Annotated in this window: 14 protein-coding genes; 12 read left to right on the top strand and 2 right to left on the bottom strand. The window is 67.3% G+C overall.

Annotated elements, in window-relative coordinates; all coding sequences use genetic code 11:
• The first annotated feature begins 24 nt into the window (after window positions 1-24).
• The 10 genes from glmU to ACQY9P_RS00100 all read left to right on the top strand — a co-directional run bounded on the left by glmU (window position 25) and on the right by ACQY9P_RS00100 (window position 11,045).
• Window positions 25-1,410 (top strand): bifunctional UDP-N-acetylglucosamine diphosphorylase/glucosamine-1-phosphate N-acetyltransferase GlmU, encoded by a 1,386-nt coding sequence (gene glmU, locus ACQY9P_RS00145; RefSeq protein ID WP_421737273.1) that lies wholly within the window; start codon window positions 25-27, stop codon window positions 1,408-1,410.
• Complete coding sequence (rpiA, locus tag ACQY9P_RS00140) at window positions 1,407-2,087, top strand: ribose-5-phosphate isomerase RpiA (RefSeq protein ID WP_421737274.1); 681 nt, start codon at window positions 1,407-1,409, stop codon at window positions 2,085-2,087. The genes glmU and rpiA overlap by 4 nt, the downstream gene beginning before the upstream one ends.
• A 48-nt stretch (window positions 2,088-2,135) precedes the next feature.
• Window positions 2,136-3,521, top strand: coding sequence for a glutathione-disulfide reductase (gene gor, locus ACQY9P_RS00135; RefSeq protein ID WP_421737275.1), 1,386 nt, complete (start codon window positions 2,136-2,138; stop codon window positions 3,519-3,521).
• Complete coding sequence (locus tag ACQY9P_RS00130; protein ID WP_421737276.1) at window positions 3,518-4,762, top strand: O-antigen ligase family protein; 1,245 nt, start codon at window positions 3,518-3,520, stop codon at window positions 4,760-4,762. The genes gor and ACQY9P_RS00130 overlap by 4 nt, the downstream gene beginning before the upstream one ends.
• Before the next feature lie 83 nt (window positions 4,763-4,845).
• Window positions 4,846-6,225 (top strand): class II 3-deoxy-7-phosphoheptulonate synthase, encoded by a 1,380-nt coding sequence (locus tag ACQY9P_RS00125; protein WP_421737277.1) that lies wholly within the window; start codon window positions 4,846-4,848, stop codon window positions 6,223-6,225.
• Between the two features lie 78 nt (window positions 6,226-6,303).
• Entirely contained in the window at window positions 6,304-7,221 is a 918-nt protein-coding gene (locus tag ACQY9P_RS00120; RefSeq protein ID WP_421737278.1) for an aspartyl protease family protein, read from the top strand.
• A gap of 96 nt (window positions 7,222-7,317) precedes the next feature.
• Complete coding sequence (locus tag ACQY9P_RS00115; RefSeq protein ID WP_421737279.1) at window positions 7,318-9,108, top strand: long-chain-acyl-CoA synthetase; 1,791 nt, start codon at window positions 7,318-7,320, stop codon at window positions 9,106-9,108.
• Between the two features lie 69 nt (window positions 9,109-9,177).
• The gene (locus tag ACQY9P_RS00110; protein ID WP_421737280.1) at window positions 9,178-9,801 is read left to right on the top strand and encodes a hypothetical protein; all 624 of its coding nucleotides are present in this window, start codon (window positions 9,178-9,180) and stop codon (window positions 9,799-9,801) included.
• A gap of 10 nt (window positions 9,802-9,811) precedes the next feature.
• On the top strand, window positions 9,812-10,111 hold the full coding sequence (locus ACQY9P_RS00105; RefSeq protein WP_421737281.1) for a winged helix-turn-helix domain-containing protein: 300 nt from the start codon (window positions 9,812-9,814) through the stop codon (window positions 10,109-10,111).
• 79 nt (window positions 10,112-10,190) lie between these two features.
• A complete protein-coding gene (locus tag ACQY9P_RS00100; protein ID WP_421737282.1) occupies window positions 10,191-11,045 on the top strand; it encodes an alpha/beta hydrolase in 855 nt (284 codons plus the stop codon).
• 6 nt (window positions 11,046-11,051) lie between these two features.
• Here ACQY9P_RS00100 and ACQY9P_RS00095 read toward each other — a convergent pair whose 3' ends face one another.
• The gene (locus ACQY9P_RS00095) at window positions 11,052-11,954 is read right to left on the bottom strand and encodes a peptidoglycan DD-metalloendopeptidase family protein (RefSeq protein ID WP_421737283.1); all 903 of its coding nucleotides are present in this window, start codon (window positions 11,952-11,954) and stop codon (window positions 11,052-11,054) included.
• Between the two features lie 2 nt (window positions 11,955-11,956).
• Window positions 11,957-12,637, bottom strand: a complete 681-nt coding sequence (locus ACQY9P_RS00090; RefSeq protein ID WP_421737284.1) for a hypothetical protein — start codon at window positions 12,635-12,637, stop codon at window positions 11,957-11,959.
• Window positions 12,638-12,822: 185 nt separating this feature from the next.
• On the opposite strand from ACQY9P_RS00090, the gene panD reads away from it, so the two are divergent.
• Together panD and ACQY9P_RS00080 are read left to right on the top strand one after the other, a co-directional pair.
• Window positions 12,823-13,179, top strand: coding sequence for an aspartate 1-decarboxylase (gene panD, locus ACQY9P_RS00085; protein WP_421737285.1), 357 nt, complete (start codon window positions 12,823-12,825; stop codon window positions 13,177-13,179).
• A gap of 2 nt (window positions 13,180-13,181) precedes the next feature.
• Window positions 13,182-13,646 carry a hypothetical protein gene (locus ACQY9P_RS00080; RefSeq protein ID WP_421737286.1) on the top strand — a complete coding sequence of 155 codons (465 nt, stop codon included), beginning with the start codon at window positions 13,182-13,184 and terminating at the stop codon, window positions 13,644-13,646.
• The last annotated feature ends 43 nt before the right edge of the window (window positions 13,647-13,689 follow it).

Here is a 13,689-nt window from a genome sequence, read left to right as displayed (position 1 = left end):
AGCCCGCAGGGAGTCGCCAGGACCATGAGCACCGCCGCTTCAAGCCGCCCCAGGGCCGCCGTGATCCTCGCCGCCGGACAGGGTACGCGAATGAAATCGCCGACGCCCAAGGTGCTGCACAAGATCGCGAGCCGGACCCTGCTGGACCACGCGATTGACGCGGCCGAGGCCCTGGGTTGCGCCCGGATCATCGTCGTGGTCGGCGCCCACAGCCCCGGCGTGGGCGTCCATGCCCGCGCACGTCTGGGCGAGGCTTCGGTCGTCATCCAGGACCCGCCACGGGGCACCGGCCACGCCGTGCTGGCGGCGCGCGAGGCCCTGGCCGATTTCGACGGCGACGTCGTGGTGACCTTTGCCGACTGCCCGCTACTGACCGCCCCGGTGATCGCGCCGCTGTTCGACCTGCGCGCCGCCGGCGCCGACGTGGCCGTTCTGGGCTTCGAGGCCGCCGATCCGGGCGCCTATGGCCGCCTGATCCTGGCCCCCGGTCATGTGTTGCTGCGCATCGTCGAGGCCAAGGACGCCGACGACGGGGTCAAACAGGTCAAGCACTGCAATTCCGGCGTCCTGGCCGCCGACCGCGCCACCCTGTTCGACATCCTGGCCAAGGTCGGCAACGACAACGCCAATGGCGAATACTACCTGACCGACGTCGTCGGCATCGCCCACGGGCAGGGGCTGTCGACCCGCGCGACCTTCGCGGCGGAGGCTTCGGTGCAGGGCGTCAACTCCCAGGCCGAGCTGGCCGCGGCCGAGGCGGTCTGGCAGAAGCGCCGTCGCAACGCCCTGATGGTCGAGGGCGTGACCATCCCCGCGCCCGACACCGTGCACCTGGCCTGGGACACCCAGATCGCCCCCGGCGTCACGGTCGAGCCGTTCGTGGTGTTTGGGCCCGGCGTCAGCGTCGCGACGGGCGCGGTGATCAAGGCCTTCAGCCACCTGGAAGGCGCCAGCGTGGGCGAGGGGGCCCTGATCGGTCCCTATGCCCGTCTGCGGCCCGGGGCCGAGATCGGCGCGGAGGCGCACATCGGCAACTTCGTCGAGGTCAAGAAGGTCAAGGTCGGGGCCGGCGCCAAGGCCAATCATCTGAGCTATCTGGGCGACGGCACCGTGGGCGAGAAGGCCAATATCGGGGCCGGCACGATCTTCTGTAACTACGACGGCTTCGACAAGTTCGAGACGCATGTGGGCGCGGGCGCTTTCATCGGCTCCAACAGCGCCCTGGTCGCGCCGGTGCGCATCGGCGACCGCGCCATGACCGGTTCGGGCTCGGTGATCACCAAGGATGTTCCCGAGGGCGCTCTGGCGATCGCCCGGGGCGAGCAGAAGAACAAGAGCGAATGGGCCGACGCCTTCCGGGCCGTGAAGCTGGCGAAGAAGGCCAAGGCTGCGAAAAAGGACAAGAAATGAGCGCCGACGATCAAAAGCGCCTGTCGGGCGAAGCGGCCGCCGAGCTGGTCGAGAGCGGCATGGTGGTGGGCCTGGGCACGGGCTCAACGGCCGCCTGGTTCGTGAAGGCCCTGGCGGCCCGCAAGCTGGACATTCGCGGCGTGCCGACCTCCGACGCCACCGCCAATCTGGCCCGTGAACTGGGCATCGCCCTGACGGCGCTGGACGACGTCAAGGCGGTCGACCTGACCGTCGACGGCGCCGACGAGATCGGTCCGGGCCTCTCCCTGATCAAGGGCGGTGGCGCGGCCCTGCTGCGCGAGAAGCTGGTCTGGGAAGCGTCCAAGCGCTGCGTGGTCATCGCCGACGCGGCCAAGCACGTGAAGGTGCTGGGCAAGTTTCCTTTGCCGATCGAGGTCGTGCGTTTTGGGCACATTCACACCGGCCAGCGTTTGGCCGACATCGCGGCCGAGTTCGAGCTGCCGCCCCCGCGCCTGCGCATGGCCGACCGGGGCGTAGTGGTTACCGACGGCGGCAACCTGATCTACGACATGGCCTCAGGCAAGATCGACGAGCCGGCCGCCCTGGCCTCGGCCCTGAAGGCCGTGACGGGCGTTGTCGACCATGGCCTGTTCCTGGACCTCGCCGACGAGGCGCTGCTGGGCACGGACGATGGCGTGGTGCGGCTGGCCCCCTGAATACCTAGATAGAGCGCCGACCTGTCCTCAAGCCTGCTGGAGCCTTCGATGGCTGACTACGACTTCGATCTCTTCGTCATCGGCGCCGGCTCCGGCGGTGTGCGCGCGGCGCGTCTTGCGGCTCTGTCGGGGGCCAAGGTCGCCGTGGCCGAGGAGTACCGCGTCGGCGGGACCTGCGTCATCCGCGGCTGCGTGCCCAAGAAGTTCATGGTCTATGCCAGCGAGGTGTCGAGCCAGCTGAAGACCGCCAAGGGCTATGGCTGGACCGTCGGCGAGGCCAGCTTCGACTGGAAGAGCTTCCTGCACGACAAGGACGTCGAGATCGCCCGCCTGTCGGGGATCTATGTCACCAACCTGCAGAAGGCCGGCGCGCACCTGTTGCATGGCAAGGCCAGGCTGCTCGACACCCACACCGTCGAGGTCGAGGGCAAGGACGCCGGTCGCTACACCGCCCGCAAGATCCTGATCGCCACGGGCGGTCGCCCCGTAAAGCCGGACTTCCCCGGCGCCGACCTGGGCATCACCTCCGACGAGGCCTTCCACCTGCCGACCTTGCCCAAGCGGGTTCTGGTGGTCGGCGGCGGTTATATCGCGGTCGAATTCGCGGGCATCTTCAACGGCCTGGGCGTCGAAACCACGCTGCTCTATCGCGGGGCCAACATCCTGCGCGGCTTTGACGACGATGTTCGCTCGCACCTGGCCGACGAACTGGAAAAGCGCGGGATCAAGGTGGTGCTGGGCTGCTCGCACCAGAGCATCGAGCAGACCGAGGCGGGCCTTGTGAGCACGCTCAGCAATGATCTGACCTTCGAGACCGACGTGGTGATGTTCGCCACCGGCCGCGAACCCTATGTCGAAGGCCTGGGCCTGGACACCGTCGGTGTGGAGCTGAACGAACGTGGCGCGATCGCCGTGAACGGGCAGTCGCGCACCAGTGTCGAGAGCATCTGGGCTGTCGGCGACGTCACCGATCGGATCAACCTGACCCCTGTCGCCATCCGCGAAGGCGCGGCCTTCGCCCAGACCGAATTCTACAACAATCCGACCGCCTTTGATCACGATCTGGTCGCTTCGGCGGTGTTCTCACAGCCCCCCGTTGGCGTGGTGGGCCTGAGCGAGGCCGAGGCGCGCCACGCGTTCGGCAAGGTCGACATCTATCGCTCGATCTTCCGGCCCATGAAGGTGACCTTCTATGGCGGTCAGGACCGCTGCCTGATCAAGCTGGTGGTCAAGCAGGACGACCAGAAGGTGGTCGGCGTTCACGTGGTGGGTCCGGACTCGCCCGAGATCATCCAGATGGCCGCCATCGCCGTGAAGATGGGCGTTACCAAGGCCCAGTGGGACTCGACCTGCGCCGTTCACCCGACGCTGGCCGAAGAACTGGTCACCATGCGCGAGAAGTATGTTCCGGCCGAGGTGGGCGGGGCTGGATGAGGTCTTCCGCCGGCCCGGAACGGTCCACGACATGGCTGGGCGGCGTCGCGGTGTTCACCATCGTGCTGACGCCGTTCGTGGCCTATCTCGCTCCCAACGGGTTTGCCCCGTTGTTGACGCTGGCCGGATTGCTGTGTCTGCCGGCCCTGGCCCGCTCGCGTCCGGGCTCGCCGCCGATGATGGCGCTGTTCGTCCTGGTGATGTGGGCTCTGATCAGTCTGGTCTGGAGCCCCGCGGCGCCGCATGTCGCTGATCTGAAGAAATATGAGGATCTGGAGGGCGTCACCGCCCTGAAGCTGTTGTTCCAACTGGCCTTCTACGGCTCGGCGGTCGCGGCGCTGGGGCAGCTTTCCGAGCGCTCCAAGGCCCGCGCCGGCACGGTGATGGTCGTGTGTGTCCTGGCCCTGGCCCTGCTGGTGGCCCTGGACGGGATCAGCGCGGCGGCGTTTTACCGGTGGCTGCGCGTCCTGATCCACGACCCGGAGCGTCCGGACCTGGCGATCGTCAAGGTCTCGATGCCGACCTATGCCCTGGCCTTGCTGTTCTGGCCCGCGGCGCGGATCATGAGCAGCCGGGGCTGGACGCCGGCGGTCTTTGTCCTGCTGGCCGCGACCGTCATCGCGGCGTTCTCGACCAGCGCCGACGCGAGCTGGACGGCGCTGACGCTGGGGGCGTTCGCCTGGCTGAGCGTTCGATATCTGGGCAAACCCGCGGCGCGGGTCCTGGTGGCGGCGGTCGCCGCGCCTTTCGTGCTGGGGCCGGTGTTGCTGCTATGGGGCGTTCATTCCGGCTTTGTCGCCTGGCTGCATCGGCACGTGCCGCGCTCTTGGGACATGCGCCTGGATATATGGGCGTTCACGGCCAACCAGGTACAGCAGCACGCCATTCGCGGCTGGGGCATTGATGCAAGCCGGACCTTTGGCCCCGCGATCCCGCTGCACACCCACAACGCCGCCATGCAGCTGTGGCTGGAGCTGGGCGCGGTGGGCGCGGCGATCGGCGGGGTCTTCTTCAGCTGGGTCGCCTATCGGATCGTGGCGGTCACCGGCGCGTCCCGCCGGGATGGGGCCATGGCGGCGGGAGCCCTGATCACCTATGTGGTGATCGGCGGCGTCAGCTTCGGCGTCTGGCAGGAGTGGTGGCTCGCGCTGGGCGCCTTGGCGGTGATTGGGTGTGGTTTCGCGCTGGGCCTGAAGTCGCCGACCCCCTCTCGTCAGGGAGAATTTTCCCGCTCGCGTTAAAAAGCGGCTATCGGCCGCATGAATTTTGCCTTTTCCTCGCGGTTACGCTAAAAGCCGCTCCCTTTGAAGCTGTAGAGCCTGTCATGACCTCGCGTTGGACCCCCGCCACCTGGAGAGCAAAACCCGCCAAGCACATCCCGTCCGACTATCCGGACGCGGGCGCTGTGGAGCGGGTCGAGCAGACGCTTCGCCAGATGCCGCCGCTGGTGTTTGCGGGCGAGGCGCGCCGTCTGAAGAGCCTGCTGGGCGATGTGGCCGAGGGCCGAGCGTTCCTGCTGCAGGGCGGCGACTGCGCCGAGAGCTTCAAGGAATTCCACGCCGACAACATCCGCGACACCTTCCGTCTCATCCTGCAGATGGCGGTGGTGCTGACCTTCGCCGGCGGCAAGCCGGTGGTGAAGGTGGGCCGGATCGCGGGCCAGTTCGCCAAGCCGCGCTCGGAGCCGATCGAGACGATCGATGGCGTCACCCTGCCGTCCTATCGGGGCGACAACATCAACGGCATGGACTTCACGGCCGAGGAGCGCGCGCCCGATCCGGAGCGCCTGCTGAAGGCCTATGGCCAGTCGGCGGCGACCCTGAACCTGCTGCGGGCCTTCGCCAACGGCGGCTATGCCGACCTGCACAACATCCACCGCTGGACCCTGGGCTTCGTCGGCGACAGCCCGCAGGGCGCGCGATACCGCGAGCTCAGCGACAAGATCAGCGAAAGCCTGGCCTTCATGGCCGCCATCGGCGTGACCCCGCAAAGCCATCCTGGCATGCATCAGGTGGAATTCTTCACCAGCCACGAGGCCCTGCTGCTGGGCTTCGAGGAAGCCATGACCCGCGTCGACAGCACCTCGGGCGATTGGTACGACACCAGCGCCCACCTGTTGTGGATCGGCGAGCGCACGCGTCAGCTGGATGGCGCGCACATCGAGTTCATGCGCGGCGTCAAGAACCCGATCGGCCTCAAGTGCGGTCCGACCATGGAAGGCGACGACCTGCTGCGCCTGATCGACGTGCTCAACCCGCAAAACGAGCCGGGCCGCCTGACCCTGTACGGCCGCTTTGGCTCCGACAAGATCGCCGATCGCCTGCCGCGCCTGATGAAGGCGACCAAGGCCGCCGGCCGTTCGGTGGTCTGGGCCACCGACCCGATGCACGGCAACACCCTGAAGGCGTCGACCGGCTACAAGACCCGGCCGTTCGACCGCATCCTGTCGGAAGTGAAGTCGTTCGTGGAGATCGCCCACGCCGAGGGCGTATATCCGGGCGGCGTGCACCTGGAGATGACCGGTCAGAACGTCACCGAATGCCTGGGCGGCGCCCGCGCCGTCTCGGAAACCGATCTGGCCGATCGCTACCACACCCACTGCGATCCGCGCCTGAACGGCGAGCAGGCCCTGGAACTGGCGTTCCTGGTGGCCGAGAAGCTGAAGTCGGACCGCGACGACCAGCGCCGCCTAGCCGCGGGCTAATCCTGCATCGGGCGTGAAACAGCGTGCTCTGGCGCTGTTTCACGCCCGCGTGTAGCCTCCCGTTTCGGGAGGATCGGGATGGGTGAAACGCTCGACGGGCGCCGCGCGCTGATGGGGTTGATCGCCGCGACCGCCGCCGCGCCCGGCCTTGCGCTGAGCGCCCAGACCCTCCCGGCCACGTCTCCCGCCGATCCGCTGAAATATCTCGACACGGCGGGGCGTCTGACTGTTCAGGCTCGCGTCAACGGCCAGGGGCCCTTTGCCTTCATGGTCGATACCGGCGCCAACAGCTCCGTCATCGCTTCGGAAATCGCTGATCAACTGGGGCTGACGCGCGGCCCGCGCGGCGAGATGCACGGCATCGCCGGCGCCCAGGCCGTCGACACGGTCAGGATCGAGCAACTGGCCGTCGGTCGGCGCATCCGAAAGGCCATGACCCTGTCTGTCCTGCCCCGCAGCACGCTCGGCGCGGACGGCATCCTGGGCCTGGAATGGCTGGGGCGGAGCAGTCTGCTGCTGGACTACGCTCGGCGGCGGATGACCGTCGGCGAGGGGTTGCCAGTGCCCGACGATCAGACCTTCGCCGTCAAGGCGCGGTTGCAGCGCAGCGGCCTGACCCTGATCGACGCCTTCCTGCCCAGTCGCCGGGTCATCGCCTTTGTCGACAGCGGGTCCACCACCACGGTCGGCAATCTGGCGCTGCTGGAGGAGGCGCTCCGCCACGACTCGGTCCTGGGCCCGACCGTCGAGACCCAACTGCGCAGCGTCACGGGCCAGGTTCTGCCCGGACGCCTGGCCGTTCTCTCCCGCCTGATCCTGGGGAAGATCATCCTGCGCAGGGTTCCCCTGGTGATCGGTCCGATTCACACTTTTGATTTTTGGGGTATGCACGACGAGCCGGCGATGCTGATCGGATCGGACATCCTTCAAAAATTCCAGATGGTGGCGATGGATTTCAGGGCCGGCGAAGTGCGCTTCCGCGTCTTTGACCACTAGGGCGCGAGCCGCGTCACGGCTTAGACCAAAAGACCCAGGCCGCGTCTTGACCCGCCGCGCGGCGCTCTCCAATGGTTGTTTGAATGGAGGGTCCTTATGCGTTTGCAGGCTAGGTTGAGGCGTGAGTGGCGGTTCCTCAAGGGGCTGACCCGGACGCTCAAGCGCGTGAAGTCGATCGCTCCTGACAGCGCCAACCTGATCTGCGACGATCTGGAAGCGGCGGTCGATCGTTGGTCGGCCAACCCCGCCATCACTTTCGAAGGCAAGACCATCACCTATGGGGAGATGGATGCGATCGCCAACCGCTACGCCCACTGGGCCAAGGGGCTGGGCATCACCCGCGGGCAGACCGTCGCCCTGTTCATGCCCAACCGCATCGAATATCTGGCGATCTGGTACGGCCTGTCGAAGGTGGGCGTCGCCACAGCGCTGATCAATAACCAGCTGACCGGGCCGGCTCTGGCGCACTGTTTGAACATCTCTCAGGCCCTGCACTGTATCGTCGACAGCGAAACCTCGCCCTGTTTCGAGCAGGTCAAGGACGGCCTGGGACGCCACATTCAGCAATGGGTTTTGGGGCCCGTCCATGGCGACCAGCGCGATCTGGTCAACGCCCTGAAGAGCTGCAGCCAGCTGCGTCCCGATCGCGAGACGGCCCGCGGCGGCATCACCGCCAAGGACACCGCGCTCTACATCTTCACCAGCGGCACGACGGGCCTGCCCAAGGCCGCGCGCATCAATCACATGCGCGCCCAACTCTATATGCGCGGCTTTGCCGGGTCGACCGACGCGCGCCACACCGACCGCATCTATGTGACCCTGCCGCTCTACCACGCCACCGGCGGCCTCTGCGCCATGGGCGCGGGCCTGCTGACGGGCGGGTCGATCGTGCTGAAGAAGAAGTTTTCGGCCACGCACTTCTGGAGCGATATCCGCGCCGAGAACTGCACCATGTTCGTCTATATCGGCGAACTGTGCCGCTATCTGGCCAATCAGCCCGTCAGCGACAACGAGACCAACCACAAGATCCGCCTGATCTTCGGCAACGGCCTGCGCCCCGATGTGTGGGATGACATGCTGGACCGCTTCAAGGTTGGCGGCGTGCTCGAGTTCTACGGCGCCACCGAGGGCAATGTCTCGTTCTTCAACTTCGACGGCCGGCGGGGCGCCATCGGGCGGATCCCGAGCTATCTGAAGGCCAAGTTCAATACCCGTATCGTCAAGTTCGACGTCGAGGCCGAGATGCCGGTGCGCGGGCCGGACGGTTGCTGCATCGAGGTGGCGCCGGACGAGGTCGGGGAGTGTATCGGCCATATCGGGGGCGACGCCCGGTCCAACTTCACCGGCTATGCCGACAAGTCCGCCACCGAGAAGAAGGTGCTGCGCGACGTCTTCGCCAAGGGCGACGCCTGGTTCCGCACCGGCGACCTGATGCGCACCGACAGCGACGGCTATATCTATTTCGTCGACCGCATCGGCGACACCTTCCGCTGGAAGGGCGAGAACGTCGCCACCAGCGAGGTCTCCGAACGCCTGGCCGGGGCGCCGGGCGTGCTCGAGGTCAATGTCTATGGGGTCAAGATCGGCAACCTGGACGGCAAGGCGGGCATGGCCTCGCTGGTCGTCGGTCCCGAGTTCGACATCGCGGCCCTGAGCGAGCAGATCGACCGGGAACTGCCCGCCTATGCCCGACCGATCTTCGTGCGCTTGCAGCGCGAGATCGAGACCACCGGCACCTTCAAGTACCGCAAGATCGACCTGGTTACAGAAGGTTTTGACCCGGCCCTGGTCAGGGACCCGCTATATTTCCGCGATCCCGTGAAGGGTTATGTGAAGATCACCAAGACGGTTTACGCCAAGATCGTCGCGGGCGGCTTCAAGCTCTGAGAAGAACTTTACATTTCAAAGTGCGTGGCGTATCCGTCCTTTATCGATGGATCGACAAGGGCCTGCGCCGTGACCGAAGAAATGAAGGCCATACGCGACGATATCGCGTTCATGCGCGCCCTGGCCGAGGAGGGGCGCCAAGCCCCTCTGCTGGGCGGCTCGATGCTCGTCAGCGCCGGGGCTATTTTTGGAACCGCCAGCCTCTTTCAGTGGGCGATCCTGGCCAAGGTGCTGCGCGTGCCGTCGGTGGCGCTCATGATGGTGTGGATCGCCGCGCTGGTGCTGCACATGATCATGATCATCGTGCTGAAGCGTGGCATCAACACCAAGCCCGGGGCCGGATCGTCCGGCAATCGCGCGATGCGCAATGCGTGGATGGGCGTGGGCTGGGGCTGTTTTGTCATCTTCTTCGCCCTGGGCGTGGCCAGCTGGAAGACCCGCGACATCAACCTGATCAACTTCTCGCCGTCGATCGTCCTGGCGCTGTACGGCGGGGCCTGGTCCGTCGCCGCCGCGATGTCCCGCGCGATCTGGCTGAAGTTCGTCGCGGTCGCCTCCTTTGTTGGCGCGGTCATGATGGCGGGGCTGATGGGCAGCACCTGGATCTGGCTGGCCTATGCCGCAGCCCTCTATCTGCTGGTGATGGTCCCGGGCTTGGTGCTGATGCGCCAGGAGCCCTCCGATATCGTCTGAGAGGTGGGTGATGGACGATTTCGAGATCGATCAGATAGACGAGGTCATCCATGGGCGCGTGCGCCTGGGGATCATGGCCTATCTGTCGGGAGCCGAGACGTCCGACTTCAACGCGCTTAAGGCCAAGCTGTCGGTCACCGACGGCAACCTGTCGGTTCACCTGCGCAAGCTCGAGGACGCCGGCTATGTGGCCATCGACAAGAGCTTCGTCGGTCGCAAACCCCTGACGCGGGTCAGCCTGACCGACAGTGGCCGCACCGCCTTCAGCCTCTATCTCGACGCCATCGGCAAGCTGGTGGACTCGCGCTGAAAACCGTTCGTCCAAATCGCGCCCTGGCCCGTATCTTGACGCACAGGCAAGGGCGGAGACGAGCGTGACGGATGGTTCAATGACGCGACGCATCGGTGTGACGGCGCTTGCCAGTTCCCTCGCGGCGGCCTGTTCGCCGCTCTCGATGTTCGCGACCCTGACGCCGAAGGACGCCGCCAGGGCTCCGACGCGGGGCGCGGCCTACGGGCCGGGCGCGCGCCAGCGGCTTGACGTCTTCGCCCCACCGAACGCATCCGGCGCCGAGCCGGTGGCGATCTTCTTCTATGGCGGATCCTGGGATTCCGGCCGGCGCGGCGACTATGCCTGGGCGGGCAGGGCGCTGGCGGCCCAGGGCTTTCTGACCCTCGTGCCGGACTACAGGCTCTATCCTCAAGTGCGCTTCCCGGACTTCCTCGATGACTGCGCGATGGCCGTCCGCTGGACGGCCGATAATGCCGCCGGGCTGGGCGGGGATCCTCGGCGCATCGTCCTGATCGGCCATTCGGCCGGCGCCTACAACGCCGCCATGCTGGCGCTGGACCCGCGCTATCTGAAGGCGGCGGGAGTCGAGCCGCGGGTCATTCGCGGATTGGCCGGCCTGTCGGGACCCTATGATTTCCTGCCGCTGGATGGGCCGATCACCCAGCGCACCTTTGGCGAGGCGAAGGACCTGGAGGCCACCCAGCCGACGCGCTTTGCAAGCGCGAGCGCCCCGCCCGCCTTTCTGGCCACGGGCGACGCCGACACAACCGTGCGCCCACGCAACACCCGCAAGCTGGCGGCCGCCCTGCGCGGCGTGGGCGTCACGGTCGAGGAGCGCTACTATCCGGGTCTGAACCACGCCGACACGGTTCTGGCCCTGTCGCGCCCCTTCCGGGCCAGAACCCCGCTGCTGAGCGAGATGACGGCCTTCCTGAAAGCTTCGGTCGCCTAGCGCCCGCTAGCCGCAGGTCTCGCCGTTCAGCTTGCGCTGATAGGCTTCGGCCAGGCTCAGATAGGGCGGCAGGAAGGTGTGGACCGCTACCGCCTTGCCGTCGCCCGTCACCCCGGCCACGCCCGCCCGCATCTCGAAGTGCAGGTGGATGGTGGTGGGCGTGCCGCCGAAGTCGTTGGATACCTTGCCCAGCTTCTGCCCCGCCGTGACCTTGTCGCCTTCCTTCACGGCCAGGGTCGTCATCTGCATGTGCAGGTAGCGATAGGTGTAGTGCGGCGCGGTCTTGGCCACGAGCGTGACGGTATAGGTCCCGATGTCGGTGATCGTGCCGGCCTCGGTGGCCACCGCCCAGTGCTCGTTCTTCTTGCAGGTGGCCGGGCGGATATCCTGGCCCTGGTGGCCGGTCCCCGACCCGCACAGCGGGTTGGAGCGCGAGCGCGCCTCGCAGAAGTTGTCCCGCCAGGGCAGGGTGTAGTTCATGCTGTCGCACTGGCTGGTCTTGCCCGGGGGCGCCATGCCACCGCCGGCTCCATAGACTTGCGAGTTGGCGAATCCGGCCTCGGCCAGAGGCCAGCACATGCTCGGCGACCAGACCGTGCGGTCCAGATAGCCCGAACCCTGTCCCGACGGCAGTTGACCGGCCGGATTGTGCTCGAAGGTGGCGGGCGAGGGCGCGGGCGGGGCATCCGGCTGCACCGGATCGCCGGGGCTGGGCGGCAGGGGCTCTGAGGCTTCCTGCTCGGCGCCGCCTTCGGAGGGCGCATCGTCGGCCTGGGGCGGCCCCGGTTCGGCCGAGGGTGGCTTGGGCGGACCGTCGGCGGGCTTGGGCGTCTTGGGATCGCAGGCGGTCAGGGTCAGGGTCGCCAGCATGGCCAGGGCCAGCGGCAGGGGCTTGCGCAGGTCGTTCATCGCTAGCCTCCCAGTCCGGCTTCAGCGCGGGCGGCGGCGCCCAACATCACGGTGGTGGTCTTGCTGACCAGGCCCAGCACATAGTTCTCGTCGGCGCAGCGCGGGTCGCCGGCCGCCTCGCAGCGCACCTCGACCGTGTAGAGCACGCCATAGCGGACGAAGCTGGCCAGCTGGCCGTCGACCGTGCGCTGCACCGTCAGGCCTTCGGGGCCGGCCGCATCCACCTTGAGCGGCTTGGCGGCGGGCAGGGGGATGATCGCCGTCGTGCCGCTCAGCGAGATGCCGGCGCCCGGCGCGTCGGCGGTGATCGTGTAGTAGTCGCCGAAGCTGTAGATCCGCGCCCCGGCGGTCAGCTTGGCGTCGTTGGGCAGCAGGATCGGCACCTTGGTGGCGTCGACCTCGGCCTTGTTGAGGTTCCCCGCCAGGGTGTCCGAGGCCCCCCCGCTGCGCCGCAGGCCGCCCACGGCGCCTTGCCAGTCGACCGGGCCCTTGGGCGGCGTCGATCGGGGCGGAACATTGGTCAGAGGGGGGCGCGTCACGATGGGCGCCCCCGCCGCGTTCACCGGCGCGCCGGTTGTCGGGTTCACGCGTGTCTGCGCCGTGACTTTCGAGACGATCGACGCCCCGACGCCCACCGTCGCGACGACCACAGCCGCCGCGATCAACAATCGTCCGTTACGCATGGCCCCCACCACATAACCCCGTTCTTTCAACCCTAGCGCGGATGGCGCGCGCTGTTAACCCTTTCGGCGCCCGCCCTGCGATTGAACCGGCGCGGGCTTGTGTCTATATGGCCCGACTGCTTGTGGGCCATGTGTGTGGCGGCCTCTATAAAACTCATAATCGTCAAGGGGATAGAGTTCTCGCCATGCTGCTGACCATGCTGAAAGCCAAGCTTCACCGCGCCACGGTCACCCAGGCCGATCTGGACTATGAAGGGTCGATCGCCATCGATCGCGACCTGCTGGACGCCTCGGGGATCCTGCCCAACGAGCAGGTCGACGTGCTCAACGTCACCAACGGCGCGCGGTTCACCACCTATGCGATCGAGGCTCCGCGCGGCTCCAAGGTGATCGGCGTCAACGGCGCCGCCGCCCGCCTGGTGCAGAAGAACGACCTCGTCATCGTGGTCACCTACTGCCAGATGCCGGCCGAAGAGGCCCGCAACTACGCGCCGACCGTGGTGTTGCTGGACGAAGGCAACCTGATCAAGAAGGCGGCCTGAGCGTGCGCCGCCTGGCCGGTCTCGCCGTCATCGCCGGCCTTCTGGCCGGGTGCGCGCCCAAGCTTCCGGACGGCATCGACGAGGCCCGGCTGACCGAGCTGGTCGGTCGCGCGATCGGCTCGCCCTCGACCTGCGTGCTGATCTCGGACGCGGCGGGCAAGGTGGTCTGGCGCGGCGGCGGCTACATCACCTGCGCCCGCAACCTGCCCAGCTGCCAGGGCGGAGCGCCGGTGACGGCCGAGGCGGTGCTCAACACTTCGCTGAAGGGGCCGTCGCGCTTCCTCAGCTGCCCCAGCGACGCCGGCGGCGCCAACACCGTGGGCTGGGCCATGGGGCCAGTTCCGGCCAGCGAGGGCAAGGCCCCAAGCGGACTGCGATACGTCGCGGTGATGGAAGGCGAACGCGCCCTGCCGGGCCGCGAGGTCCAGGACCGCGTCGAGCACGCCTTCACCCGGTCGGGCTTCTAAAGAAAACGCCCTCGCGCCGCCGTGGCGGGCGAGGGCGGTTCAG

Source organism: Caulobacter sp., assembly GCF_965279145.1.
Classification (GTDB): Bacteria; Pseudomonadota; Alphaproteobacteria; order Caulobacterales; family Caulobacteraceae; genus Caulobacter.
The sequence above is the reverse complement of the archived record's forward strand: the minus strand, read 5'-3'. Positions and strand labels throughout refer to the sequence as shown.

What these genes read in the sequence shown, in the direction of transcription:
- ACQY9P_RS00120 (WP_421737278.1), top strand. Translation starts at nt 6,304, where the DNA reads ATGGGTGAAACGCTCGACGGGCGCCGCGCGCTGATGGGGTTGATCGCC.
- ACQY9P_RS00095 (WP_421737283.1), bottom strand. Translation starts at nt 11,954, where the DNA reads ATGAACGACCTGCGCAAGCCCCTGCCGCTGGCCCTGGCCATGCTGGCG.
- ACQY9P_RS00105 (WP_421737281.1), top strand. Translation starts at nt 9,812, where the DNA reads ATGGACGATTTCGAGATCGATCAGATAGACGAGGTCATCCATGGGCGC.
- ACQY9P_RS00100 (WP_421737282.1), top strand. Translation starts at nt 10,191, where the DNA reads ATGACGCGACGCATCGGTGTGACGGCGCTTGCCAGTTCCCTCGCGGCG.
- ACQY9P_RS00090 (WP_421737284.1), bottom strand. Translation starts at nt 12,637, where the DNA reads ATGCGTAACGGACGATTGTTGATCGCGGCGGCTGTGGTCGTCGCGACG.
- gor (WP_421737275.1), top strand. Translation starts at nt 2,136, where the DNA reads ATGGCTGACTACGACTTCGATCTCTTCGTCATCGGCGCCGGCTCCGGC.
- ACQY9P_RS00115 (WP_421737279.1), top strand. Translation starts at nt 7,318, where the DNA reads ATGCGTTTGCAGGCTAGGTTGAGGCGTGAGTGGCGGTTCCTCAAGGGG.
- rpiA (WP_421737274.1), top strand. Translation starts at nt 1,407, where the DNA reads ATGAGCGCCGACGATCAAAAGCGCCTGTCGGGCGAAGCGGCCGCCGAG.
- ACQY9P_RS00125 (WP_421737277.1), top strand. Translation starts at nt 4,846, where the DNA reads ATGACCTCGCGTTGGACCCCCGCCACCTGGAGAGCAAAACCCGCCAAG.
- panD (WP_421737285.1), top strand. Translation starts at nt 12,823, where the DNA reads ATGCTGCTGACCATGCTGAAAGCCAAGCTTCACCGCGCCACGGTCACC.
- ACQY9P_RS00130 (WP_421737276.1), top strand. Translation starts at nt 3,518, where the DNA reads ATGAGGTCTTCCGCCGGCCCGGAACGGTCCACGACATGGCTGGGCGGC.
- glmU (WP_421737273.1), top strand. Translation starts at nt 25, where the DNA reads ATGAGCACCGCCGCTTCAAGCCGCCCCAGGGCCGCCGTGATCCTCGCC.